The organism is Spirillospora sp. NPDC048911, assembly GCF_043198015.1.
In the GTDB taxonomy this organism is placed as follows: Bacteria; Actinomycetota; Actinomycetes; order Streptosporangiales; family Streptosporangiaceae; genus Spirillospora.
The window spans coordinates 470,567-495,914 of record NZ_JBICUD010000006.1 but is presented as its reverse complement, the minus strand read 5'-3'; the positions used below and the strand labels follow the sequence as shown (position 1 = coordinate 495,914).

Here is a 25,348-nt window from a genome sequence, read left to right as displayed (position 1 = left end):
CTACCTTGCGTTACGAACCGTCTCGAACGGTGCCCTCCGCCGGGGCCAGGCCGTCGCCGGCCTGGTCGCGGGCCCAGCCCTCGACCGCGCCGATGTGCACGGCGGCGGCGATGCGGGCGGACTCGGGGTCGCGCTCGGCGAGCGCCCGGTAGATCGCCTCGTGCTCGGAGAACGTCCGGGCGAAGACGTTCTCCTCCTGGTAGCCGCGCCAGACGCGGGCCCGGAACGTGCGGCTGTTGAGCCCGCCGAGTATCGCGGCGAGCACCGGGTTGCCGGCCGCCTCGGTGATGAGCCGGTGGAACTCCAGGTCGTGCCCGACGATCTCTTCGGAGGTCGTGCCGCGTTCCATCGCGCGCATCTCGGCGCGCAGCAGCGCCAGGCCCTCCTCGGTGATGCGGGCGGCGGCGGTGGCCGCTGCGGCCGGCTCAAGGATCTTGCGGACCTGCACCAGATGCAGCAGCGTCTCACCACGTGAGATCTCCGCGACCGCGCCGAAGGTCTCCAGCAGGTCGCTTGGTTCCAGCTGTGTGACGTAGACGCCCGCGCCGTGCCTGGCCTCCAGGACGCCCAGCACGGTGAGCGCGCGGATGGCCTCGCGCATGGAGCTGCGCGAGAGGCCGAGCTCGGCGGCGAGGTCCCGTTCGGTGGGCAGCCGCTGCCCCGGGATCAGCTCGCCGGAGGCGAGCTTCGCCTTGATCTGGGCGATCGCCCGCTCCGTGACGGTGATCCGGGGGGTGCTGTCGTCGGTCACGCGGCCATCCTGACATCAACGGGCATGGTCTGACCAATCCTCATAAGTAACGACTTTGTTTCGAGCTCTTGCCAGGATATGGGGGGAAAGTGGTCTGATGAGTCCATGAGTGGTCCGATCACTTCAGGAGATCGGACGAGAACGTGAGGGGGACGGCTTCGTGAAGCTGCTGCGCGTGGGACCGGCGGGCGCCGAGCGGCCCGCGGTCCTGGACGAGGACGGCACGCCGCGGGACCTGTCGGGGGTCACCGCCGAGATCGACGGCGCGTTCCTCGGCGAAGGCATGGATCGTGCGCGGCGGGCCCTCGCCGCAGGCGATCTACCCGCGCTGGAGGCCGCCGAGCGGATCGGCGCCCCCATCGCGCGGCCGGGGAAGGTCGTCTGCATCGGCCTCAACTACCGTGACCACGCCGAGGAGACGGGCGCCGAGCTCCCGGCCGAGCCGGTCCTGTTCATGAAGGCGTCCAACACGGTGGTCGGACCGCATGACGACGTCCTGATCCCGCGCGGCAGCGTCAAGACCGACTACGAGGTGGAGCTGGCGGTCGTCCTCGGCGGCCGGGCCCGCTACCTGGACTCGCCCGAGCAGGCGCGCGGGCTCATCGCCGGTTACGCCATCAGCAACGACGTCTCCGAACGCGAGTTCCAGCTCGAACGCGGCGGAACGTGGGACAAGGGCAAGTCGTGCGAGACGTTCAACCCGTTCGGGCCCTATCTCGTCACCGCCGACGAAGTACCCGACCCGCAGGATCTCGCCCTGCGCCTCTGGGTGAACGGTGAGCTCCGCCAGGACGGCTCCACCAAGAACATGGTCTTCGGCATCGACCATGTGATCTGGTACCTGAGCCAGTTCATGGTGCTGGACCCCGGCGACGTCATCAACACCGGCACGCCGGCGGGCGTGGCCCTCGGCCGCCCCGGCGAGCCCTTCCTGCGCGCGGGCGACGTGGTGGAGCTGGAGATCGACGGGCTGGGCCGCCAGAAGCAGGTGGTCCGGTGAAGGTGGTCTCGCTGGCCGCGCACGACGTCCGCTTCCCGACCTCCCGGGAGCTGGACGGCTCGGACGCGATGAATCCCGATCCCGACTACTCCGCCGCCTACGTCGTCCTCCGGACCGACGAGGGCCTGGAGGGTCACGGTTTCTGCTTCACCATCGGGCGCGGCAACGAGGTCTGCGTCGCGGCGATCGAGGCGTTCGCGCCGCTGGTCGAGAACACCGAGGTGGACCTGCGTGACCTCGGCGGCTTCGCCCGGCGCCTCCTGCACGACTCACAGTTGCGCTGGCTCGGCCCAGAGAAGGGCGCGGTCCACATGGCCGCCGCGGCGATCATCAACGCCGCGTTCGACCTGGCGGGCAAGGTCGTGGGCAAGCCCGTCTGGCGGCTGCTCGCGGAGATGACGCCAGAGCAGGTCGTCGATCTCGCAGACTGGCGTTACCTCACCGACGCGCTCACCCCTGCCCGGGCGCTCGAAATCCTCCAGGATGCCGCTCCGGGCCGCGCCGTCCGCACCGCCGAGTTGCTCGAACGCGGTTATCCCGCGTACACGACCACGCCCGGCTGGCTCGGCTATACCGACGACAAGCTCGGCAAGCTCGCCCGTGAGGCCGTCGCCGACGGCTTCACCCAGATCAAGCTGAAGGTCGGCGCCGACCTGGCCGACGACGTGCGGCGCATGCGGCTGGCTCGCGAGGCGGTCGGCCCGGACGTGCGGATCGCGGTGGACGCCAACCAGCGCTGGGACGTCGCGCCCGCCATCGAGTGGATGGAGGCGCTGAAGCCGTTCGACCCGTACTGGATCGAGGAGCCGACCAGCCCCGACGACGTCCTCGGGCACGCGGCCATCCGGCGCGGCGTGGCGCCGGTCAAGGTCGCGACGGGCGAGCACATCGCCAACCGGGTCATGGTCAAGCAGATGCTCCAGGCCGAGGCGATCGACGTGCTGCAGATCGACGCCTGCCGCGTCGCGGGCGTCACCGAGAACGTGGCGATCCTGCTGCTGGCGGCCGCCTACGGCGTCCCGGTCTGCCCGCACGCGGGCGGCGTCGGGCTGTGCGAGGCCGTCCAGCACCTGTCGATGTTCGACTACGTCGCGGTCAGCGGCAGCACCGAGAACCGGGTGATCGAGTACGTCGACCACCTGCACGAGCACTTCGAGGACCCGGTGCGGATCTCCCGCGGCCACTACCTGGCGCCGGCGGTGCCGGGCATGTCCACCCAGATGAAGGCGGCGAGTCTCGCCGCCTATGCCCACCCCGACGGCGAGATCTGGAGGAGCTGATGGAGCCGAGCCGAAGAGAGTTCGACGGGATCAGGGCCCTGGTCACCGGTGGCGCGTCGGGCATCGGCCTCGCCACCGCCACGCTGCTGGCAGAGCGGGGCGCGGCCGTGGTCTGCCTGGACGTGAACGAGGCGCCCGATCCGTTCCACTCGGTCAAGGCGGACGTCACCGACGACGCCTCGGTCCGCGTGGCGGTACGGGACGCGGCAGAGCACCTGGGCGGCCTGGACGTCGTGGTCAACAACGCCGGGATCGGCGCGCAGGGCACGATCGAGGCCAATGACGACGACGAATGGCATCGCGTCTACGACGTCAACGTCGTCGGCATGGTCCGGGTCAGCCGGGCCGCGCTGCCCTACCTGCGCGAGTCAGAGAACGCGGCGATCGTCAACACCTGCTCGATCGCGGCAACGGCGGGCCTGCCAGAACGTGCCCTCTACTCGGCGACCAAGGGCGCGGTGCTGTCGCTGACCCTGGCCATGGCCGCCGACCACTTGCGCGAGGGCATCCGCGTCAACTGCGTCAACCCCGGCACGGCCGACACCCCCTGGATCGGCCGTCTGCTGGCCAAGGCCGCCGACCCGGAGGCGGAACGCGCCGCGCTGGAGGCCCGCCAGCCCAGCGGGCGGCTGGTGTCGCCCGAGGAGGTCGCCGCGGCGATCGCCTACCTCGCCAGCCCCTTGGCGAGCGCCACCACAGGCATCGATCTCGCCGTCGACGGCGGCATGCAGGGACTACGGCTTCGGCCCCGTAACTGAAGTACCTTCCGAGGAGGAGTCAACGATGATCCGCACCAAGATCCTGGCCGGGGCCGCGGCGACGCTGTCCATCGTCCTGCTCGCCGGCTGCGGCAGCACGTCGGACACCGGCGGTGGCGGCGCCAAGGCCGGGGACGCCAAGGGCGGCAAGGTGGGCGTCGGCCTGCCGCTGCTGACCTCGCCGTTCTGGCAGTCGTACAACAACTACGTACCGCAGATGGCCAAGCAGGAGGGCGTCGACATCCTGCCGACGGTCAACTCCAACTCCGACCCGACGCAGCAGATCACCGACATCAACAACCTGCTCAACCAGAACGTGCGCGGGCTCGTCATCGCTCCGCTCGACAGCGCCGCGATCGTGGCCGGGCTCAACCAGGCCGAGCGCAAGGGCGTGCCGGTGGTGGCGGTGGACGTCGCGCCGGACAAGGGCAAGGTCGCGATGGTCGTCCGCGCCAACAACGTCGCGTACGGGCAGAAGGCATGCAAGTACCTCGGCGACAAGATCAAGTCCGGCAAGGTCGTGCAGATCCAGGGCGACCTGGCCTCGGTGAACGGCCGCGACCGGTCGACGGCGTTCCGCGACTGCATGAAGAGCACCTACCCGCAGATCAAGGTGCTGGAGATCCCGGCGGAATGGAAGGCCGAGAAGGCCGCGTCCGGCCTGGACAGCCTGCTCAACGCCAACCAGGACCTCAAGGGCATCTACATGCAGGCGGGCGGCGTCTACCTCGCGCCGACCCTCCAGGCGCTCAAGAGCAAGAACATGCTCTTCAAGGCGGGCGACCCCAAGCACATCTCGATCGTGTCGAACGACGGCATCCCCCAGGAGTTCGACGCCATCCGCAAGGGTGAGATCGACGCGACCGTGTCGCAGCCTGCCGACGCCTACGCCAAGTGGGGTCTCTACTACATCAAGGCCGCGATGGAGGGGAAGACCTTCCAGCCCGGCAAGACCGACCACGGCAGCGAGATCGTGAAGCTCCCCAGCGGTCTGCTGGAGGACCAGCTGCCGGCGCCGCTCGTCACCAAGGAGAACGTCGACGACAAGGCGCTGTGGGGCAACACGGTGGGCAAGTGAGCGCTGGACAAGTGAGCGGTGGGCACATGACCGAGGTGAGTACATGACCGAGGTGAGCAGATGACCGGAGCGAAGCCGCTGGCCGAGGCCCTCGGCGTGAGCAAGCGGTTCGGGTCCACGGTGGCGCTGGCCGACGCGCAGCTCACCGTGGTGCCCGGCGAGTCGCACGCGCTGGTCGGCCGCAACGGCGCGGGCAAGTCGACGCTGGTCAACATCCTGACCGGCATCTTCCCGCCGGACGGTGGGCAGGTGCGCTTCGACGGCGCGCCCGCGCCCGCGCCGGGCGACCGCGACGGCTGGCGGGCCAAGGTGGCCTGCGTCTACCAGAAGTCGACGATCATCCCCGAGCTGACGGTCGCGGAGAACCTCTTCATCAACCGCCAGCCCGGCACGCGCGGGGTGATCGGCTGGAAGCGGATGCGGCGGGAGGCCGCCGAACTGCTGGAGACCTGGGACGTCCAGGTCGACCCGGCGATCCCGGCCCGCGAGCTGAACGTGCAGGACCGGCAGTTCGTGGAGATCGCGCGGGCGCTGTCGTTCGGGGCGCGGTTCATCATCCTCGACGAGCCGACCGCCCAGCTCGACAACGCCGAGATCGAACGGCTCTTCACGCGCATGAGGTCGTTGCAGGAGTCGGGGGTGACGTTCCTGTTCATCTCCCATCACCTGCAAGAGGTGTACGAGGTCTGCCAGACCGTCACCGTCTTCCGCGACGCCCGCTGGATCGCCACCGAGCCGGTGGCCGACCTGCCGCGCGCCGCGCTGGTCGAGGCGATGACCGGGGAGGCGGCCGACCTGGGCCGCAGCACCGGGCACCGCGAGCCGGTGACGGCCGACGTGCGGCTGGCGGTGGACGGCCTGTCGGACGGCGCGTTCTCGGACATCTCGCTGGAGGTGCGCCGCGGCGAGGTGATCGGCGTGGCCGGGTCCAGTGCCAGCGGCAAGATCGAGCTGGCCGAGACGCTGGTCGGCCTGCGCAAGCCGCACGCCGGGACCGCGACTCTGGACGGCGAACCGCTGCCGTTCGGGGACGTGAAGAAGGCGATGGCGGCCGGGATCGGGTTCGTCCCGCGCGACCGGCACGCCCAGGGGCTGGTCTCGGAGCTGTCGGTCGGCGAGAACGCGACCATGACGATCTCCGGGCGGCTCGGGCCGTTCGGGATCATCACGCCGCGGCGGCAGCGCGCCGCCGCGACCGCGTCCATCGGCGAGCTCGACATCAAGACGCAGGGCCCGGACCAGCCGGTGAACGGGCTGTCCGGCGGCAACCAGCAGAAGGTCGTCATGGCCCGCGCGCTGGCCGTCGAGCCGAACCTGCTGGTCCTCATCAACCCGACCGCCGGGGTCGACGTGAAGTCCAAGGAGGCGCTGCTCGCCCTCGTCGACGAGATCCGCGAGCGCGGCACCTCCGTGATCATCATCTCCGACGAGCTGGACGACCTGCGGCCCTGCGACCGGGTGCTGGTGTTCCTGCACGGCCGGATCACCGCCGAGCACGCGGCCGGATGGAACGACCACGAGCTCGTGGCATCGATCGAGGGAGTGTCCTCATGAGTCAGACCGTGGCGGAGCCGCGGGGCGGCGGCAGCGGCGGCGGTGGCGGCCGCGCGGCGAAGGCCGCCGGCGGCGCGGCCGGGGCGGGCGCGGTGCTGCGCCGGATGCGCGAGTTCACGCTGGTGCCCGCGCTGATCGCGCTGGTCGTGCTGGGCGCCGTCGTCAACGACAGCTTCCTGACCGAACGCAACATCATCAGCATCCTGGGCGCCTCCGCCGCGCTCGCGCTGGTGGTGCTCGCCGAGTCGCTGATCCTCATCACCGGCAAGATCGACCTGTCGCTGGAGTCGACGGTCGGCATCGCCCCGGGCCTCGGGGCGCTGCTGGTGATCCCGGCGGCGTCGGCGGGCTTCGGGACGGAGTGGCCCACGTTCCTGGGGATCCTGGCGATCTTCGTGGTGGGCGGGGCGATCGGCGCGTTCAACGGGTTCCTGTCGGTGAAGCTCCGGCTCAACGCGTTCATCGTGTCGCTGGCCATGCTCATCGTGCTGCGCGGCCTGCTGACGGGCGCCACGGAGGGCAAGACACTGTTCGACATGCCCGAGCCGTTCTTCTCCGTTGCCACGACCACGTTCATCAAGCTGCCGCTGTCGGTGTGGCTGGCGGCGGTGTGCTTCGCCGTGGCGGGGTTCGTGCTGCGCTACCACCGGCTCGGCCGGGCGCTGTACGCGATCGGCGGCAACCCGGAGGCGGCCCGCGCGGCCGGCATCCGGGTGGAACGGGTGACCTGGGCCGTGTACGTGGTCGCGGGCGTGCTCGCCGCCGCGGCGGGGCTCTGCCTCACCGGCTACGTGGGCGCCATCAACGCCAACCAGGGCCAGAACATGATCTTCACGGTGATGGCCGCGGCCGTCATCGGCGGGATCTCGATGAACGGCGGCAAGGGCACCATGACCGGCGCCATCACCGGCGTGCTGCTGCTCGGCGTGGTCGACAACCTGCTGACGCTGGCGCAGGTCGCGTCGTTCTGGAAGCAGGCCATCTACGGCGCGATCATCCTGTTCGCGCTGGTCGTCTCCAGGGTGACCTCGGGCCAGGCGCAGGAGTGACCTCCATGAAGGTCGGGGAGCGGCGGCTGCTCGGGCGGTCGGACGTACCGGTGACCGCGCTGTCGTTCGGCAGCGCGGCCATCGGGGGGCTCTACGCGCCGGTTCCCGAGGGCGTGGAGACGGTGCGGCGGGCCCTTGAGCTCGGGATGCGCTATCTCGACACCGCTCCCCACTACGGCGCGGGCACCGCCGAGCGGCTGATCGGTGAGGCGCTGGAGGGCGTCCCGCGCGACTCGTTCACCATCTCGACCAAGGCCGGGCGGCTGCTGCGGCCGCGCCGGCCGGGCGAGGAGCCCGACGACCAGGGTTTCGTGGACGAGCCCCCGGTCAAGCGGGAGTGGGACTTCAGCGGCGACGGCGTGCGCCGGTCGCTGGAGTCGTCTCTCGAACGGCTGGGGCTCGACCGGGTGGACGTGGTCCTTCTCCACGACCCGGACGAGCACGAGGACGAGGTCTATGCCGAGGCGTATCCGGCGCTGGCGGCGCTGAGGGACGAGGGGATCGTCGGTGCCATCGGCGCCGGCATGAACCAGGCGGAGATGCTGACCCGCTTCGTCCAGCGGCTGGATCTGGACGTGGTGCTGTGCGCGGGTCGCTACACGTTGCTGGACCAGTCGGCGCTGAGCGAACTGCTGCCCGCGTGTGCTGAGCGTGGCACGTCCGTGGTCATCGGTGGGGTCTACAACTCGGGCCTGCTGGCAGGTGGAACGACCTACAACTACACCGCCGCCCCTGCGGAACTGCTGGAGCGCGTGGAGCGGCTACGGGTCGTCTGCGATAGGCACGAGGTGCCCTTGCGGGCGGCGGCGATGCGCTTCCCGTTCGGGCATACCGCTGTGGCGAGCGTGCTCACGGGCTGTCGTACGCCCGCCGAGGCGGAGGACAACGCGGCATTGTTCGAACGGGACGTTCCCGAGGACCTCTGGACGGACCTGCGCGATGGTGGTCTGCTGGCCGCCGACGTTCCCGTTCCGTCGCGAGGAGATCGGTGATGATCGACGCGCACCAGCACCTGTGGGACACCGCCGTCCGGGAGTACGGGTGGATGGACGGCCCCTGGGCGGACCCGCTCCGGGGCCGGTTCGACATCGAGCGCTATACCGAAGTGGCGAAGCCCCTCGGCGTGACCGGGTCGATCGTCGTCCAGGCACTGCACAGCTTGGACGAGACCCGCGAACTGCTGGCCGTCGCAGACGCCAGGCCGATCGAGGGTGTGGTCGGCTGGATCGACCTCACCACACCGGACGTGGCCGACACGATCGCGGCGCTGTCCGGGCCGCTCGTCGGTATCAGGCACCAGGTGCAGGACGAGCCAGACCCGGAGTGGCTGGCGCGTCCTGACGTGCGGCGCGGGCTGCGGACCGTGGGAGAGGCCGGGCTGGTCTACGACCTGCTCGTCAAGCCTCCGCAGGCGGACGCGGCGCTGGCGGTCGCAGAAGCACTGCCGGAGGTGTCGTTCGTCCTCGACCACGCGGGCAAGCCGGACATCGCCGGTGAGGCGTGGGAACCGTGGGCATCATGGATCATGGCGATGGCCGGGCTGCCCAACGTCACCGTCAAGCTGTCCGGCCTGGTCACCGAAGCCGCGTCGGGCTGGAAGAGCGCGGACGTCCTGCCGTATGCCCGGCACGTGGTGGACGCGTTCGGGCCAAGGCGGGTGATGTACGGGTCGGACTGGCCCGTCTGCACGCTGGCTGCCTCGTACGACCAGGTGCTGGAGCTGGCAGAGGCCGCTCTGGACGGGCTGAGCGAAACGGAGCGCGACGAGGTCTTCGGTGGCACGGCCAGCCGTGTGTACGGGATCGGGGGGTGAAGGAAGGGTGACGTTGCGCGTCGCGCTGTTCGTGACCTGCGTCAACGACACGCTGTTCCCTGGCACCGGGCGGGCCACCGTCCGGCTGCTGGAACGGCTCGGCTGCACCGTGGAGTTCCCGTCGGCGCAGACGTGCTGCGGTCAGATGCACTTCAACACCGGCTACCGGGCCGATGCCGAGCCGCTGGCACGCCGCGTGGGCGAGATCTTCAGCGGATATGACGCGGTCGTGATGCCGTCCGGCTCCTGCGCCGCCATGGTGCGGGAGTGGTATCCGTCGCTGGGGGTCGAGCCTCCGTCCGGGGTGTACGAGCTGTCGGAGTTCCTGGTCGACGTGCTGGAGGTCGTGGACGTGGGGGCCTACTTCCCGCACACCGTGACCTACCACCCGACCTGTCATTCGTTGCGTTCGCTGAGGGTGGGGTCTAGGCCGGAGAAGCTGTTGTCGGCGGTGCGCGGGCTCAAGCTGCTGCCGCTGGGCGGTGCAGAGGAGTGCTGCGGATTCGGTGGCACGTTCTCGGTCAAGAACCCGGCGGTGTCGGCGGCCATGTGCACTGACAAGGTGCGGAACGTTCTCGACACGGGGGCCGAAGTGTTGTGCGCGGCCGACAACTCCTGCCTGATGCACATCGGCGGGACGATGCGGCGGCAGCGTGCCGGAGTGCGCACCATGCACCTGGCGCAAATCCTCGCCTCTACAGAGGAGGAGCCCGCATGACAGGCGTGTCCGGAACGTTCGTCGGGATGCCCGCGTTTCCCGCTGCCTCGGCCAAGGCGGTCGGTGATTCGCAGCTCAGGCACAACCTGCACAAGGCCACGCACACTATCCGTGGCAAGCGGGCCGCTGTTGTGGGCGAGCAGCCGGACTGGATGGAGCTACGCGCGGCAGGCGCCGCCATCAAGAACCAGGTGCTTCGTCATCTGGACGTCTACCTCGAACAGCTCGAAGCCGCCGTCGTCAAGGCGGGCGGGCACGTGCACTGGGCCGCTGACGCCGCCGAGGCCAACCGGATCGTCACAAGGCTCGTGAAAGCCACAGGTGAGACCGAGGTCGTCAAGGTCAAGTCGATGGCGACGCAGGAGATCGGGCTCAACGAGGCACTGGCCGAGTCCGGGATCACCGCGTACGAGACCGACCTCGCCGAGCTGATCGTGCAGCTGGGCGACGACCGGCCGTCCCACATCCTCGTCCCGGCGATCCACCGCAACCGTGCCGAGATCCGCGAGATCTTCCGGCGCTCCATGTCGGAATGGGGGCGGCCGGCACCCGCCGACCTGGCGGACGATCCGCCCGCGCTGGCCGAGGCCGCCCGGCTCCACCTGCGGGAACGGTTCCTGGCCGCCAAGGTCGGGATCTCGGGCGCGAACTTCGCGGTCGCCGAAACAGGGACCCTGGTGGTTCTGGAGTCGGAGGGCAACGGGCGGATGTGCCTCACGCTGCCCGAGACACTGATCTCCGTGGTGGGCATAGAGAAGCTCGTGCCTACCTGGCAGGACCTCGAAGTCTTCATGCAGACACTGCCTCGTTCATCGACCGGCGAACGTATGAACCCGTACACGTCGATGTGGACCGGCGCAGTGGAGGGCCAGGAATTCCACCTGGTGCTCCTGGACAACGGCCGGACCGACGTCCTGGCCGACCAGGTGGGGCGGCAGGCGCTGCGCTGCATCCGCTGCTCCGCCTGCCTGAACGTGTGCCCGGTGTACGAACGGGCCGGGGGCCACGCCTACGGATCGGTCTATCCAGGGCCGATCGGTGCCATCCTGACTCCGCAACTGCGCGGCATGTCGTCGGAGCTGGACAAGTCACTGCCGTACGCCTCGACGTTGTGCGGCGCGTGTTATGACGTCTGCCCGGTAGAAATCAACATTCCTGAGGTGCTGCTTGACCTGCGCGCCAAGGTCGCCGCCGGCAAGGGGCACCGTGGTGAGCGGCTGGCCATGGCCGGGGCACGCCGCGTTCTGCAGTCGCCAGGTTTGCTGAAGGCGGGACAGCGAGCCGCCGGGCGCTTCCGCCGGCTGACACCGCGGCGCCTGCCCGGGCCGCTGGCGGGCTGGACGGACACCAGGGACATACCGGCACCGCCGCCGGAGTCGTTCCGTGAGTGGTGGGAGCGGAACCGATGAGCACGCGGGAGCAGATCCTGGCGAAGGTAAGGGCGGCACTGGCGGATGTGCCCGCAGCTGAGCGTCCCCAGGACGTAGCTGTGCCCCGCGACTATCAGCGGACCCGTTCCGGAACGGACATCGTCGAGCTCCTGATCGACCGCCTGGTGGACTACAAGGCGGTCGTACACCGAGCCTCCGCAGACACGTCGGACGCTGGGGACGCGCTGGTGGCTCGGCTGCTGGCGGCACGGGGCGGGCGTATCGCCGCGCCATCCGGCGTGCCGGAGCAGTGGCTGGCGGGAGTTGAGGCGGTCAAGGACGATCCGGTGTTGTCGGCCGCCGAGCTCGACGCCCTGGACGGGGTGGTGACAGGCTGCGCGCTGGCGATCGCCGAGACCGGGACCATCGTCCTGGACGGGTCGGCCGATCAGGGGCGGCGCGCTCTGACGCTGGTGCCCGACCATCATCTGTGCGTGGTGCGGCTCGGCCAGATCGTCCGGACGGTGCCCGAGGCGCTCGCCCGGCTCGACGCGTCCCGCCCGCTGACCTGGATCAGCGGGCCGTCGGCGACCAGTGACATCGAGCTCGACCGGGTCGAGGGCGTGCACGGTCCCCGCACGCTGGAGGTCGTCGTCGTCTGAACGATCGTGATCGGGCCCAGGCCCGATCACACTCCGCCAGCGCCCGGCAACTCTGCCAGTATCTGGTGGCACTATAAGATGTGACCTGCTGTTTTCTTGTCATCTTCGGCTGAAATCTCGGGCCGGACTCACGCACGATCTCTCTGCCCTCCGGGGGCGTTCGCGGCGTACCGTCACGACCGTCCCCAGGGGCCTGCCGCGCGGTGCGGCATGGAAGGGGGCACCTTTCGCAGAGGGGGCGTCGATGCGTCACGGCTCATTGTTCCTACGGCGGGTGACCCGCGGGTCGTTCGTCATCGTGCTGGCCGCCGGGATGTCGGGGGTGGCACCGAACCCGGCCGGTGCGAGCGCGGCCGGTGCGAGCGCGGCCAGTGCGTCGCCCGGGGCCGCGCCTGTCGCCGCGCGGGTGCCCGCCGACAGCGGGGCGAAGATCGTCTCAGAGAAGTGGGTCAACGCCTCGACGGTGGACCTGACGGTGCGGACCCCGGCGATCGGCACGGCGGAGATGATCCGGGTGCTGGTGCCCAAGGGCTGGTCGCGCCGCGCCAAGCGCACCTGGCCGGTCGTGTACGCCTACCAGGGCGGCAACGACGACTACCTGTCGTGGGTGAAGGGCAGCCAACTGGCGAAGCTCGCCGCGCGGTGGGACGTCCTCGTGGTCATGCCGTCGGGCGGTAAGAACGGCGGCTCCGCCAACTGGTGGAACTACGGCAAGGGCGGGACGCCCAAATGGGAGACGTTCCACACCACTGAAGTGCTGCAACTCCTGGAGCGCAACTACCGTGCGGGCGTCAGGCGCGCCGCGCTAGGCGTTTCCTCGGGCGGCCAGGGCGCGGTGGCGTACGCGGCCCGTCATCCAGGGATGTTCAAGTACGCGGTCAGCTTCAGCGGCATCCTGCACCTGACGAAGCCGGGTATCCCGCCGATCCTGATGATTCAAGGCATTCCCTTTGGCTTCGACCCGTTCCGCGTATGGGGCGTCCCAGGGGTGGACGAGAAGAACTGGAAGGCACACGACCCGTACGAGCTCGCAGGACGCCTGCGCGGTACCGGTCTCTACATCTCCAGTGGAACGACCGGCCTGCCCGGTCCCTACGACAAGCCGCTCGAGACCCCGATCCGGCAGAACGTGCTGGGCGCGCTCGGCGAGTTCCTCGTGGGCGCCACCACCGTCGACTTCGTGGCACGGCTGAAGCAGCTCGGCATCCCGGCCACCACGCACATCTACGGGAACGGCTGGCACAACTGGAAGTACTGGCAGCCGGAGCTCGACCGTGCGTGGCCGCTCATGATGCGCGCGCTCGGCGCAAAGCGGGTGTGAGCGCGATGACCAGGTCCTCCTGGGTGACGGCGTCGGTGGCGGCCGCACTCGTCGCGGACGGGATCTGGCGCCGGTCGCGGGCCGCGCGGCTCCGTGTGCTTCCGGACCCAGCCGATCTGGACGTCACCGCCATCGAGACCGCCGGTGACTACCACTTCGTGACGGCGGCAGGGGTGCGGCTGGACGCGGCAACGCGCAGGGCGGCGAGCGCACATGCCGCGGCCCAGGGCCTGGACGTGCTGGATCTCGTGCCCGAAGGGCTGGACGCGGCGCGGGCGCTGGAGCTGGTGCGGCGGCTGGACCCCGCCTCGTTCCGCGCCGCGCGGCTCGCCCGCGGGGAAGGCGCGGGGCATGCGCTCGTTGTCAGCGCGGACGTGCTGAGGCGCGCCGAACTGACGAAGCTGGAGGGCCTGTCCGCCGCCGAGATGGACGAGCTGACCGTCCGGCTCAAGCAGTACGCCCCCGTCACCATGGACCTCGCCGTCGTTCCGTGGATGCCTGCCCTGCCGGCGTCCGCCCTCGGCCCGGCCGAACGCCGGGCCATCCTACGCCGACGCTGGCAGTTGGACCTGCCCTCCTACCTGACGGGGGTCCTGGGCGGCCTGGCGACTGTGGGAGCGCTCTCGGCGCGGCGGCCATTGTGGGGCTCGGCCGTGGTCGCCGCCTCCTGCGCCCACCCCTTCCTGGCGACGACGCGTACGCCGCTTCGTCCGTACAACCTGGCCGGTTTCGCAGTGCGACGGCCGTTGGCCGCGCCGTTGCGCACGCTGCGGGTGGCGCTGGCACGCGAGGAGCCGAACACCGACCTGCCGCGTCTGCGCGCCCACTATCAGAGCAGCGTCCGCCAGGGTGTGGAGCGGTTCGTGGAGCAGCCTCGGCCGGACTGCCCCTGGTGCGGTGCGACCGTCGTGCGCAAGCGCCTCGTCAGCGGGGACTACCAGCAGCGGAAGCCGGGAACGTTCCGGATCGACCACTGCGCCGCGTGCGGGCACAGCTTCCAGAACCCGCGCCTGACAGAAGAGGGTCTGGGCTTCTACTACCAGGACTACTACGACGGTATCGGTGAGGCCGAGGTCGAACGCGGGTTCCGCCTGGGGTGGCCGCACTATCGCGCACGGGCGCGCATGGTCCGCGGGCACGCGAAACCCGCGGCATGGCTCGATGTCGGCGGAGGGCACGGCCACTTCTGCAACGCGGCACGCGACATCTGGCCGGACACGCGTTTCGACGCGCTGGACTCAGGGGCGAGCATCCTGGAAGCGGAACGGCGCGGGTGGGTCGATCTCGCCCATCGCGGTCAGTTCCGCGAGCTGGCCGACAAGCTGTCCGGCACCTACGACGTCGTGAGCATGCATCACTACCTGGAGCACACCCTCGATCCGGCCGCAGAGCTCTCTGCCGCCGCCCGCGTCCTGCCGCTGGGCGGGCACCTGCTCATCGAGGTGCCCGACCCCGCGTCGCCTGTCGCGCGGCTGGCCGGGCGCTGGTGGCACAACTGGTTCCAGCCCCAGCACCTGCACCTCATCCCCCTGGCCAACCTGACCACGGCGCTGGCAGCCCGCGGATTCCGCGTCGTGGCAGTGGATCGGGGAGCCGCCCACCAGGAGCTCGACCTGCTCATGGTCGTCACGCTCCTGCTCAACCGGCTCAGCCCGCCGCACCCCGACCGGCCCTGGAACGACCCGGGCCGACGGCGCCGGCGCATCGCCGCACGGGTCGCCGTGACCGCCGCCGGGCTGCCCTTGGCGGCGGCGGCCGCAGCCGTCGACCAGCTCGCCTATCCGCTCATCCGCCGGTACGGCGGCGCCAACACCTATCGCGTGCTGGCGCAGTTGGCGGACGAGCAGCTCGCTACGCAGGCGTCAAAGTCAGCTTGACGGAGGTCGCGCCCGGCTTGGCCCTCAGCGTGAGGGTGGATGCGTTGGGACGGGAGAGGATGTCCGCTCCCTTCACTGTGGCCCTATAGCCGCCGGGGTAGTTCATCGGGGACGTGAAGACGATGGTGTTGGCGCGGCCCTTGGGTGTGTAGACCAGCGAGAAGGTCTTGGTCTGCGGGTCGAAGCCGTAGCTCTGCGGAGTGCCCGCGACGGCCTGGGGATAGGGCTCCTCCAGGGCGTTCAAGGCGGTGGTGTTGATGTTGGCGCCGCCGCGGGGCTTGGTGAGGTCGTAGACAAGACCCTCGATGATCCCCGCCTCCGTCGGGTCCTTGCAGCGGCAGTACGTCCACTCCATCCACGAGAGCTGGTGGCTATCGGCGAGACGGACGACGTAGGAGAGTTCCCGGGGATACGGGGTCGAGCCGAACTCGGACAGGACGAGCGCGTCGCCGGTGCGCTTGGACTGGGCCTCGGCCTGGTGGAAGACGACCTTCTGGACCGCGTCGCAGACGGCGTACATCCAGGCGGGCAGTTCCCGGCCCGTGAGATCCGGGCAGTAGGCGTGGAACGACATGCCGCTCTGCTTGTCGCCTGGCTTGCCCAGGTGGATGGGCGGGCCGAACGTCGCGACGAGGTTCGGCTCGTAGAACGTCAGATGCTTGGGGTCCACGGCGTGGATGGCGCGGATCATCTTGGTGAAGAAGGGCGCGAGCTTCTTGGAGTCGAAGTCCTTGCAGCCGAACGGAGGCGCGCAGGTGGGCCAGGCGCTTCCTGGCCACGGCTCGTTCCACAGGTCGTAGCCGAGGACCGCCGGGTCGTTCCGGAACTTCTTCGCGACGTGCACCCACGCGCCGGTGTACCACTCCTGCAGGCCCTTGCCGTGGACGGGCGCGTTGTTCCAGAAGTTGTCGTTCGCCCGGTGGAGCGCCGGATTGAACAGCAGGTTGGTGAACATGTCGAAGTTGAGGAAATCGGGCGGGATGCCGTCCGTGCGAATCATCCAGTCCGGATAGCCCGTGCCTCGGAATTTGGTGTTGAGGAGATCCTGCGGGAACGTGATGAGGCTGCGGATGCCATATCGTCCCAGCAGATCGATGGTGGTCTTGAGGCTGGCGAGATAGCGCTCGTCGAACACCCCCGGCCGTGGCTGCAGGCCGCTCATCACGATCCCGATCCGCACGGCATTGAACCCATGCGCGGCCAGGAACTTCGCGTCCGCCTCGCCGAACCCGAGTTTGGACGGCTCGTACGGTGACGCCTTGGCGACCACGTTGAAGCCGTGCAGGACGACATGCCGTCCCTGCGAGTCCGTGATCCACTTGCCGCTATGGCTGAGGACGCCGGAGACCGGCTGCGGGGGAGTGTGCGCCAGCGCCGCCGGTGCCGGCAGAACCGATGACGCTCCCACCGCACATGCTGCGAGCCAGGTTCGTACTCTCATTCCGACCCCGCCCCCTTGCCTTGAAGGCTTAGGCGGACGGTAGCCGCAATGGGCGGATGGCGCGAGTCAGTCAGCGACGAAATTCACTGGCGAAAATGCGCACTAACTGAGTAAAAACACGTGGCCCACGAGAGCCGTTGATCATTTTTCGATAGTGGCGTTCAGCGGGGGGCGTTGCGCATGGCCAGGCGCAGGACGAATGCGCCGACGGTGAACATGAGGCCGCCACCCACCGTGACGCCGGCCAGAGTGCCCGCGGCGTCGCTGTTCGGGAAGAGTCCATAGGTCACGGCGGTGACGACCCCGGCGACGGCGATCGGAGTCATCGCCACAGGCATCGTGACGCGCAGGCGCCGCAACGGAATGTCGTCAGCAGAGGCCAGCCGAGTGCGCACGGCCTTGCGGACCACCACGTACAGCAGGACGAACATCACGACGGCCTGGACGCCGATCACGCTCAGGCCGAGCGTGGAACTGCCGAAGTACAGGCTGCTGAGCGCGATGCTCATGCCCATGAACGGCAGAGCCGTGGTGGCGGGATCAGGGGTAGAGCGCGGCTGCTCGTTCATGACGTTCTCCTCGTTCAGCTGGTCGTTCAGATGGCTAGGTAGCTTCCCTAGCGAGATGAACAGTAGAGCAAGCTAGTCAGGAGTGCAATCTATGTGGCGGTGGTCGTCTCCCACGTTTTCCACAGAACGGGGTTCTGGTGCGTGGTGACGGTGGCGGCTGGTAGCAAGGAGGCATGGTTGACGAGGAAAGCCCGCGCGGTGACGAGGCCCCGCTCGACAAGGCCCCGCTCGATGAGGCCCTGCCGGATGAGGCCCTGCCGGATGAGGCCCTGCTCGACGAGGCGCAGCGCTGCCTGCGTGCGCTGGCGGGAGAGCACGCCCGGCTGCGCGACGACCAGTGGACGGCGATCCGCGCCCTGGTCGTCGAACGGCGGCGCGCGCTGGTGGTGCAGCGCACGGGCTGGGGCAAGTCTGCGGTCTACTTCGTGGCGACCCGGCTGCTGCGCGAGCGCGGCGCCGGGCCGACGGTGATCGTCTCCCCCCTGCTCGCGCTGATGCGCAACCAGATCGAGGCGGCCGACCGGGCCGGGATCCACGCCCGCACGATCAACTCCGCCAACACCGAAGACTGGGACCGCGTGTTCGCCGAGGTCGAGGCGGGCGAGGTCGACGTGCTCCTGGTCAGCCCGGAGCGGCTCAACAACCCCGACTTCCGCGACCTCGTCCTGCCCAAGCTCGCCGCCGGAGCGGGCCTGGTCGTCGTCGACGAGGCCCACTGCATCTCCGACTGGGGTCACGACTTCCGTCCCGACTACCGCCGCCTCCGTACCCTCCTGGCCGACCTCCCGCCCGGTGTTCCGGTGCTGGCCACCACCGCCACGGCCAACGCACGCGTCACCAAGGACGTGGCCGAGCAGCTGGGCGGGGGCTCTGAAGCTCTGGTGCTGCGCGGCCCGCTCGAACGAGAGTCGCTGCGTCTGGCCGTCGTCCGTCTCCCCGTGGCCGAGATGCGCATCGCCTGGCTGGGCGAGCATCTGGCCGACCTGCCGGGCTCGGGCATCATCTACACCCTCACCGTGGCCGCCGCCCACGAGATCGCCGGCTATCTGCGCGAGCGCGGCTACGAGGTGGCGGCCTACTCCGGCCAGACCGACCCCGCCGAGCGCCTCCAGGCCGAGCAGGACCTCCACGACAACAAGCTCAAGGCGCTGGTCGCGACGAGCGCCCTGGGCATGGGCTTCGACAAGCCCGACCTGGGCTTCATCGTGCATGTGGGCGCCCCGCAGTCACCGGTGGCCTACTACCAGCAGATCGGCCGTGCCGGGCGCGGGGTCGAGCGGGCCGAGGTCATCCTGTTGCCCGGCCTCGAAGACCGCGACATCTGGGCCTACTTCGCGGGCCTGGCGTTCCCGCCCGAGCCGGTCGTCCGCGCCACCCTCGACACCCTGGAGGCGGCCGGCCGCCCGCTCTCCACCGCCGCCCTCGAACCCCGGGTCGACCTCAGCCGCAGCCGCCTGGAGATGATGCTCAAGGTCCTCGACGTCGACGGCGCCGTCCGCCGGGTCAAGGGCGGCTGGACGGCCACCGGCCTCGACTGGGCCTACGACCGTGAACGCTACGAACGCGTCACCGCCGAACGCACCCGCGAGCAGCGGGCGATGCTCGACTACCTCGACACCACCGGCTGCCGCGAAGAGTTCCTGCGCCGCCAGCTCGACGACCCCGCCGCCACGCCGTGCGGCCGCTGCGACAACTGCACGGGCACCTACTGGCCGACCGGCGTCAGCGATACGAACGCGGCCCAGGCCCGCGACCGCCTCCGCCGCCCCGGCGTCGACGTCGCGCCCCGGCGCATGTGGCCCACCGCCGTCAAGGACGACCTCGGCGTCTCCGGCCGCATCGGCCCCGACATCGTGGCCGAGCAGGGCCGTGCCCTGGGCCGCCTCACCGACATCGGCTGGGGCAACCGGCTGCGCGAGCTCCTCGCCGAGGGCGCCCCCGACACCGAGATCCCCGACGAGATGTTCGGCGCCGTGGTCAAGGTGCTGTCCGCCTGGAATTGGACCGAACGCCCGACCGGTGTGGTCACCATCGGCTCCCGTACTCGCCCCCGCCTAGTAGAGAGCCTGGGCCGCCGCATAGCCGAGATCGGCCGCCTGCCCCACCTCGGCGAGTTCGTTCCCCTCGGTGACCCGATACCCCGCCGCCACAACAGCGCCCAGCGCCTCCGCTCGGTCTGGCACTCGCTGGCACCACCGGACCTCGAGCCCTCCGGCCCGATCCTCCTCGTCGATGACCGGATCGAGACAGGCTGGACGATGACCGTGGCCGCACGCCACCTCCGCGAGGCGGGCGTCCCCGCAGTCCTGCCGCTGGTCCTGGCGGTGATCAACTGAAAATGTCGCTCTGTCCTGCTGAAATGCTCCCAAGGTCATTTGGGGGCGGGTCTCCCCGGCCACGGCGGGAGTAGTACCGTCCCTGTCCGTGTCCTCCAAGACCTCCGCCCTGGACCGGCTGCTCGACTGCCCACCCGGCCTGCTCGACACCACGTTCGATCAGCTGCGGACCCTCCTCGTCGTGCACGAGACCGGGTCCGCGCTCCGCGCCGCGCGCGTGCTCGGCCGCGAGCAGTCCAGCGTGCAGAAGCAGCTCGACACGCTCAACCGCAACTACCAGGCCATGTGCGGCGAGGTGCTCACCCTGCGGCAGGGCCGGGGCAAGGACTACCTGTTCACGCCCACGGGCGAGGAGGCCGTCCAGCTGGCGCGGGTGGCCGTCGCGCAGTGGACGGACGCGGTCAACTGGAGCCGCCGCCGCCTCGGCCGGATGCTCACCGTCGGCACCACCGAGTTCACGCTCCCGATCATCTCCCGCTCCTGGGAGCGCGTGTCCGAGGAGTTCCGGCAGCAAGAGGTGGAGTTCAAGGTCGTCCACGTCCGCACCAAGGACCTGTGGTCCCGGCTGGAGACCCGCCAGGTCGACCTGATCTGCGGCAGCATCGTCAGCACCGCCGACGGCGACCAGCGCCTGCGCGACTACGACGTGATCGAGTTCGCCCGCGGCGCCCCGATCCTCCTGACCAACCTCACTCCCGACGACCTCCCCGACGACCCGGTCCCGACCAGCCGCCTGGCCGACGTCCCCCTGGTGGTCCCGCCCGCGGGCCTGGTGGCCGACTTCCTGGCCTGCTGGTACGGCCCCAACTTCCGCGACCGCCTGGACGTGGTGGCCGACATCGACGACATCCACTACGGCCTGTCCCTCCTGCGCTCGGGCTTCGTCCGCGGCTGCATGGTCGTCACCGAGTCCATCGGCCGCCGCATGGGCGGCCCGGGCGAACCCGACGAGGTCCCCCTCCGCTCCCTCCGCCTCTACGACGACCTCGAACCCAAGGCCGAGATCATGACCGGCGCCTTCGTCCACCGCGCCGACCTCCAGCGCTACGCGCTGGGCCACCCCCTCAACCGCCTCTGGAACGCCGTCCGCCACGACTCCCGCCGCTTCACGAAACCCCATCCCCCCTAACACCCACAGCCGCGCCGCCTACAAGAACCACACCGCCGCGCTCCGCGCCGTCGCGACCCGCGAAGCCATCCGCCGAGAACGCCACGTCCGCCAGCCTCGCCGGGGGCGCCAGATGGAGACCACTGCCGTCGCCAAAGCCCCAGGGCCGCCGAGGCTGCCCTAATCGCCAAAGGCCGCCGAGGCCACGCCGCTGGTAAGGACCGCACCGCCGTGGTCAGCGCGATCGCCGAGGGTGACCCGCGAGCCCATTGCCCCGACCAGGCCCGGCCCGGTGAACGCACCGACGCGAGCCCCGCTACGCGCCAGCGCTACCTCTGCCACGGCCTGGCTCACGGCAAGCCGCCCGCCACACGCCGCGTCCGTCGGCGTCGCTGGGGGCGCCACATGGCCGCCGCGCTCGAGACCATCACCGTCGCCGAAGCCTCTAGGCCGCCGTCATCGGCCGTGGCCCTGGTTGCTGTGGCCGGGCGGTGTCACGGTAGCGGGCGGTGTTGCGGCTGCCGTGCCCGCGTCGGCGTGTGCTGCTGCCGGGTGGGCGCGCTGGTAGGGGGGCGGTCGGTGACGGGTGTGGGGGGGTCAGTTCTTGATGGGGTTGTCCATGACGTCGAGGCTGGGGCGGGCGCCCAGGTGCTGCATGGCCTGGACGGCGAGGCGGTTGCCGGCGGTGAGGGCCTCGGCGGGGGGCTTGCCCTCCAGCCAGGCCGGGAGGAAGCCCGCGACGAACGCGTCACCCGCGCCGGTGCCATCGATGATCTTTTCGATGGGCTCGGCGGCGACGGTGATGGGCTCGGGGCGGCCGTTGGTGTACCAGAGGGCGCCGTCGGCACCGGACTTGATCACTACCTGGGGGTACCAGGCGGTGAGCACCTTGGCCGCGGAGGCGGGGGAGTCGCGGCCGGTGAGGACCTCGGCCTCGTCGGCGTTGACCACCAGGAGGCGGGCGCCCTGCGTCCACTCCAGGAAGGGCTCGGCCCCCATGCGCTTGAGCGGGGAGGACGAGCCGCCGTCCACGGAGATCGACATCTGTGCCTGGCGGGCGAGCTCGAGGGCGTGGGTGGCGGCCTTGCGGGAACCCTCGTTGATCAGCGAGTAGCCGGACAGATGCAGGTGGGTGCCCTGGTTGAACAGGTCCTTGCACCGTTCGACGTCCTCGGCGAGCAGCGCGCCGTTGGCGCCGGGGTCCGAGAGCATGGTCCGGTCGCCCTTGTGTGTGATCAACACGACACAGGTGCCGGTCGGGCGTTCCTGGTCCATCACGAGGCGGGCGTCGACGCCGTACCCCATGAGTTCCATGTCCCGGTTACGGCCGGCGATGTCGGAGCCACGGCGGCCCACGAACGCCACTTCGACGCCTTCCAGGGCGAGCCAGGAGGCGACGTTGGCGCCGGAGCCGCCCCCGTGCGAGGTTACGGCGGCAGGGGTGTCACTCCCCTTGGCCAGGGGGAATGCGGCACGGGCAACGGTGTCAGTCATCAAATCGCCGACCACGACCACGCGCGTCATGGAGTCATCACCTCGATCAACACGGCCCGCGCGAGCGGCATTCAGGGGCGTGTGCTCGACCGTAACAGCTCTTGGACCCCGAGTAGGTCTCGAACGCGCAGCGAAACCCCGGAACCCGGCGTTTTTGCATCTCCTTGTCCAAGTTTGTTCCAGTGTCAGAGCCGGGACCTGTGGTGATACGGCCGTGCCCTACCCTCGGGTACGTGTATCCGGACCAGTGGGAGGCCGACGTCGTCCTCACCGATGGCGGGACGGCGCATCTGCGTCCCGTCCGGAGCGACGACGCCGAGCTGCTGCGCGCCTTCTACGCCCGCCTGTCGCCGGAGTCGATCTACTACCGGTTCTTCTCGCCGCGCCCGCGGCTGACCGAGCGGGAGATCGAGCACTTCACGACCGTCGACTACGAGCGGCGGGTGGCGCTGATCGCCACGATCGCCGACCTGATGGTCGCCGTCGTGCGGTACGACCAGCTGCCCGACCGGCCCGGGACGGCCGAGGTCGCCTTCCTGGTGGAGGACGCGCACCAGGGGCGCGGGCTGGGCGCCGTCCTGCTGGAGCACATCGCGGCGGCGGCCCGGGAACGCGGGCTGAACCGCTTCGTGGCGAGCGTGCTCCCGGACAACCGGCGGATGACCAGGGTCTTCCGCGAGGTGGGTTACCGGGCCGAGCAGCGGTTCGAGGACGGCGTGATCGAGCTCGTGCTGGACCTGGAGCCGACCGAGACGTCGGTGGAGGTCATGGCGGCGCGGGAGCACCGGGCCGAGTCGCGGTCGATCCAGCGCCTGCTCTTCCCGCGGTCGGTCGCCGTGGTGGGCGCCAGCCGCGCCGAGCACAGCGTCGGGCAGACGGTGCTGCGCAACCTGCTGCACGGTGACTTCAGCGGGCCGATCTACCCCGTGCATCCGACCGCGACCGCCGTCGCCGGGGTGCGCGCGTACAGTTCGGTTCTGGAGATCCCAGATGACGTGGATCTGGCCGTGGTGGCCGTACGGGCCGACAGCGTTCACCAGGTCGTCGAGCAGTGCGCCGGCAAGGGCGTGCATGGCTTGGTGGTGGTCTCGTCAGGCTTCGGCGAGACGGGGCCAGAGGGACGGGCCAGCCAGGAAGAGCTCGTTCGCCTGGCGCGGGCATACGGGATGCGTGTCGTCGGCCCGAATTGCCTGGGCATCGCCAACACCGACCCTGACGTACGGCTGAACGCGACGCTCGCGCCGACAATGCCTGGCCGAGGCCCGGTCGGCTTCTTCTCCCAGTCGGGCGCGCTGGGGATCGCGATTCTGCAGCGGACGGCCGAACGAGGCATTGGATTGTCCACGTTCGTCTCGGCGGGCAACCGGGCGGACGTCTCCGGCAACGACCTCATGCAGTACTGGGAGGAGGACCAGGCCACCAAGGCGGTCCTGCTCTACCTGGAGTCGCTGGGCAACCCGCGCAAGTTCACCCGGCTGGCCCGCCGCCTCTCCCGGCGCAAGCCGATCGTCGTGGTCAAGAGCGGCCGGAGTACGCAGGGCGTGCCGATCGGGCACGCCGCCCGCGCCCTCAGCCTGCCCGACCACGCCGTCAGCGCCCTCTTCGCCCAGGCGGGCGTGATCAGGGTCGAGGACCTCTCGGAGCTCTTCGACGTCGCCCAGCTCCTGGCCTACCAGCCGCTCCCGGCGGGCGACCGCATCGCGATCATCGACAACTCCGACTCGCTCGGCCTGCTCGCCCAGGACGCCGCCGCGGCCCTGGGGCTGGAGGGCCGCCGCCGGATCGACCTCGGCCCCCTCGCGGACGCCGACGAGTACGAGGCGGCCCTGGTCGACGCGCTCCAGGACGACTCCGTGGACGCCGTCGTCGCCCTGTTCACCCCGCCCACCATCGGCGGCTACGACCTGCGCGTGCCCGAGAAGATCCGCCGGCTCGCCGCCGGGAGCCCCAAGCCGATCGTGGCCACGTACCTGGGGTTCAAGGGCATGCCGGCCGACTTGCGGGTGCCCGGCCCCGGCGGCTCGGCCGCCGAGGGCTCGATCCCGTCCTACCCGGCCCCCGAGGACGCCGTCCGGGCCCTCGCCTACGTCATCCGCTACGCCCAGTGGCGCCAGCGCCCGCCCGGCCGGCTCCCCGAATTCACCGACACCGACCGGCGCCGCGCGCGTGCCCTCGTGGAGGGGTGGCTCGAAAAGGGTCCCCCGACCCAGGAGCAGACCGCCGAACTCCTCGACTGCTACGGCATCACCGTCACGAAGGGCCCTTCCGAAGGCGTCCCCACCCGGATCGTCGCCCTGGAAGACCCCTCGTTCGGCGCCGTGATCTCGTTCGGCCTCTCCGACGAGACAGCCGCCCTCCTGGACGACCGCGCCTACCGGCTGGCCCCCCTCACCGATGTGGAGGCCGCCGAACTGGTCCGTGCCATCCGCACGGCCCCGCTCCTCCTGGGCCACCGCGGCGCCGACCCTGTAGACGTCGCCTCCCTGGAAGAGCTCCTCCAGCGAGTGGCGAAACTGGCCCACGATCTGCCGGAAGTGGCCAAACTCGTCCTCGACCCCGTCCAGGCATCTCCCTCGGGCATAGCCGTCCAGAATGTGACCCTCCGCCTGGAACGTCCCCTGGGCCCCCGGCCCGAACTCGGACCCCGCCGCCTCCCATGACCGGGCAAACCCGAACCGCGGGCCCGCCGCCTTGAACGGGCGGCGGGCCCGCGGTTCGGGCTGCGTCCGGCCGCCCGCTGCGGCCGGTTCAGCCTGGTGCGGCTGGGTGGTCTGGTGCGGTGTCAGCCTGGTGGGGGCGGTGGGCTGGGGGTCGGGGTTGGCGGGACCGGGTCTGGTAGCGGGCCCGGCGGGGACGGGTCCGGTGGTGGACCGGGCGGGGACGGGTCGGGGCCCGGGCCTGGCGGCACCGGGTCTGGCGCCGGGCCGGGCGGGACCGGGCCCGGGGGCGGCTGGGGCGTGGGGCCGGGCGCGGGCTCAGGAGGCGGCACGGGCGGTTCCGGGGCTGGGATGGGGGGTTGCGGGCCTGGTGGAGACGGGGCCGGTGGCGGCGGGACCGGAGGCGGCGAAGGCATTGGATCTCTGTATTCCATGCCATGTCTCGTACCCCGGGGGGGCGGGGATGACCATGTTCGGGTCCGGCATGTGCGCGGCCCACCCGGAACAGGGCA

20 protein-coding genes are annotated in these 25,348 nt (G+C 70.3%); 16 read left to right on the top strand and 4 right to left on the bottom strand.

The window, feature by feature from the left end; genetic code table 11:
• Positions 1 to 10: 10 nt before the first annotated feature.
• The gene (locus ACGFNU_RS28695; RefSeq protein WP_392598488.1) at positions 11 to 751 is read right to left on the bottom strand and encodes a FadR/GntR family transcriptional regulator; all 741 of its coding nucleotides are present in this window, start codon (positions 749 to 751) and stop codon (positions 11 to 13) included.
• 160 nt (positions 752 to 911) lie between these two features.
• On the opposite strand from ACGFNU_RS28695, the gene ACGFNU_RS28690 reads away from it, so the two are divergent.
• The 13 genes from ACGFNU_RS28690 to ACGFNU_RS28630 all read left to right on the top strand — a co-directional run bounded on the left by ACGFNU_RS28690 (position 912) and on the right by ACGFNU_RS28630 (position 15,231).
• Complete coding sequence (locus ACGFNU_RS28690) at positions 912 to 1,751, top strand: fumarylacetoacetate hydrolase family protein (RefSeq protein ID WP_392598487.1); 840 nt, start codon at positions 912 to 914, stop codon at positions 1,749 to 1,751.
• Complete coding sequence (locus ACGFNU_RS28685; protein ID WP_392598485.1) at positions 1,748 to 3,031, top strand: enolase C-terminal domain-like protein; 1,284 nt, start codon at positions 1,748 to 1,750, stop codon at positions 3,029 to 3,031. Before ACGFNU_RS28690 ends, ACGFNU_RS28685 begins: the two co-directional genes overlap by 4 nt.
• On the top strand, positions 3,031 to 3,789 hold the full coding sequence (locus ACGFNU_RS28680; RefSeq protein WP_392598483.1) for an SDR family NAD(P)-dependent oxidoreductase: 759 nt from the start codon (positions 3,031 to 3,033) through the stop codon (positions 3,787 to 3,789). Before ACGFNU_RS28685 ends, ACGFNU_RS28680 begins: the two co-directional genes overlap by 1 nt.
• 25 nt (positions 3,790 to 3,814) lie before the next feature.
• Complete coding sequence (locus tag ACGFNU_RS28675) at positions 3,815 to 4,867, top strand: sugar ABC transporter substrate-binding protein (protein ID WP_392598481.1); 1,053 nt, start codon at positions 3,815 to 3,817, stop codon at positions 4,865 to 4,867.
• A 60-nt stretch (positions 4,868 to 4,927) separates the two neighbouring features.
• On the top strand, positions 4,928 to 6,421 hold the full coding sequence (locus ACGFNU_RS28670; protein ID WP_392598479.1) for a sugar ABC transporter ATP-binding protein: 1,494 nt from the start codon (positions 4,928 to 4,930) through the stop codon (positions 6,419 to 6,421).
• Positions 6,418 to 7,470 (top strand): ABC transporter permease, encoded by a 1,053-nt coding sequence (locus ACGFNU_RS28665; protein WP_392598477.1) that lies wholly within the window; start codon positions 6,418 to 6,420, stop codon positions 7,468 to 7,470. The genes ACGFNU_RS28670 and ACGFNU_RS28665 overlap by 4 nt, the downstream gene beginning before the upstream one ends.
• A 5-nt stretch (positions 7,471 to 7,475) precedes the next feature.
• Complete coding sequence (locus ACGFNU_RS28660; RefSeq protein WP_392598475.1) at positions 7,476 to 8,462, top strand: aldo/keto reductase; 987 nt, start codon at positions 7,476 to 7,478, stop codon at positions 8,460 to 8,462.
• Positions 8,462 to 9,283, top strand: coding sequence for an amidohydrolase family protein (locus ACGFNU_RS28655; protein WP_392598473.1), 822 nt, complete (start codon positions 8,462 to 8,464; stop codon positions 9,281 to 9,283). Before ACGFNU_RS28660 ends, ACGFNU_RS28655 begins: the two co-directional genes overlap by 1 nt.
• 13 nt (positions 9,284 to 9,296) lie before the next feature.
• Positions 9,297 to 10,001 (top strand): (Fe-S)-binding protein, encoded by a 705-nt coding sequence (locus ACGFNU_RS28650; RefSeq protein ID WP_392598816.1) that lies wholly within the window; start codon positions 9,297 to 9,299, stop codon positions 9,999 to 10,001.
• A 5-nt stretch (positions 10,002 to 10,006) separates the two neighbouring features.
• Positions 10,007 to 11,410 (top strand): lactate utilization protein B, encoded by a 1,404-nt coding sequence (locus ACGFNU_RS28645; RefSeq protein ID WP_392598814.1) that lies wholly within the window; start codon positions 10,007 to 10,009, stop codon positions 11,408 to 11,410.
• Complete coding sequence (locus tag ACGFNU_RS28640; protein WP_392598471.1) at positions 11,407 to 12,033, top strand: lactate utilization protein C; 627 nt, start codon at positions 11,407 to 11,409, stop codon at positions 12,031 to 12,033. Before ACGFNU_RS28645 ends, ACGFNU_RS28640 begins: the two co-directional genes overlap by 4 nt.
• A gap of 244 nt (positions 12,034 to 12,277) precedes the next feature.
• Positions 12,278 to 13,354 carry an alpha/beta hydrolase gene (locus tag ACGFNU_RS28635; protein ID WP_392598469.1) on the top strand — a complete coding sequence of 359 codons (1,077 nt, stop codon included), beginning with the start codon at positions 12,278 to 12,280 and terminating at the stop codon, positions 13,352 to 13,354.
• 5 nt (positions 13,355 to 13,359) lie between these two features.
• Positions 13,360 to 15,231 carry a class I SAM-dependent methyltransferase gene (locus ACGFNU_RS28630; RefSeq protein WP_392598467.1) on the top strand — a complete coding sequence of 624 codons (1,872 nt, stop codon included), beginning with the start codon at positions 13,360 to 13,362 and terminating at the stop codon, positions 15,229 to 15,231.
• Here ACGFNU_RS28630 and ACGFNU_RS28625 read toward each other — a convergent pair.
• Both ACGFNU_RS28625 and ACGFNU_RS28620 read right to left on the bottom strand, forming a co-directional pair.
• Positions 15,206 to 16,639, bottom strand: a complete 1,434-nt coding sequence (locus ACGFNU_RS28625; protein ID WP_392598465.1) for a cellulase family glycosylhydrolase — start codon at positions 16,637 to 16,639, stop codon at positions 15,206 to 15,208. The two genes, ACGFNU_RS28630 and ACGFNU_RS28625, sit on opposite strands and share 26 nt — an antisense overlap.
• A 194-nt stretch (positions 16,640 to 16,833) precedes the next feature.
• Positions 16,834 to 17,241, bottom strand: coding sequence for a hypothetical protein (locus ACGFNU_RS28620; protein WP_392598464.1), 408 nt, complete (start codon positions 17,239 to 17,241; stop codon positions 16,834 to 16,836).
• Positions 17,242 to 17,414: 173 nt separating this feature from the next.
• On the opposite strand from ACGFNU_RS28620, the gene ACGFNU_RS28615 reads away from it, so the two are divergent.
• Positions 17,415 to 19,577 carry a RecQ family ATP-dependent DNA helicase gene (locus tag ACGFNU_RS28615; RefSeq protein WP_392598462.1) on the top strand — a complete coding sequence of 721 codons (2,163 nt, stop codon included), beginning with the start codon at positions 17,415 to 17,417 and terminating at the stop codon, positions 19,575 to 19,577.
• Positions 19,578 to 19,665: 88 nt separating this feature from the next.
• Positions 19,666 to 20,706, top strand: a complete 1,041-nt coding sequence (locus ACGFNU_RS28610; RefSeq protein ID WP_392598460.1) for a LysR family transcriptional regulator — start codon at positions 19,666 to 19,668, stop codon at positions 20,704 to 20,706.
• Positions 20,707 to 21,282: 576 nt separating this feature from the next.
• Here ACGFNU_RS28610 and ACGFNU_RS28605 read toward each other — a convergent pair.
• A complete protein-coding gene (locus ACGFNU_RS28605) occupies positions 21,283 to 22,209 on the bottom strand; it encodes a carbohydrate kinase family protein (protein WP_392598458.1) in 927 nt (308 codons plus the stop codon).
• A gap of 203 nt (positions 22,210 to 22,412) precedes the next feature.
• Here ACGFNU_RS28605 and ACGFNU_RS28600 point away from each other — a divergent pair, with 203 nt between their 5' ends.
• A complete protein-coding gene (locus ACGFNU_RS28600; protein WP_392598457.1) occupies positions 22,413 to 24,839 on the top strand; it encodes a GNAT family N-acetyltransferase in 2,427 nt (808 codons plus the stop codon).
• Positions 24,840 to 25,348: the final 509 nt, after the last annotated feature.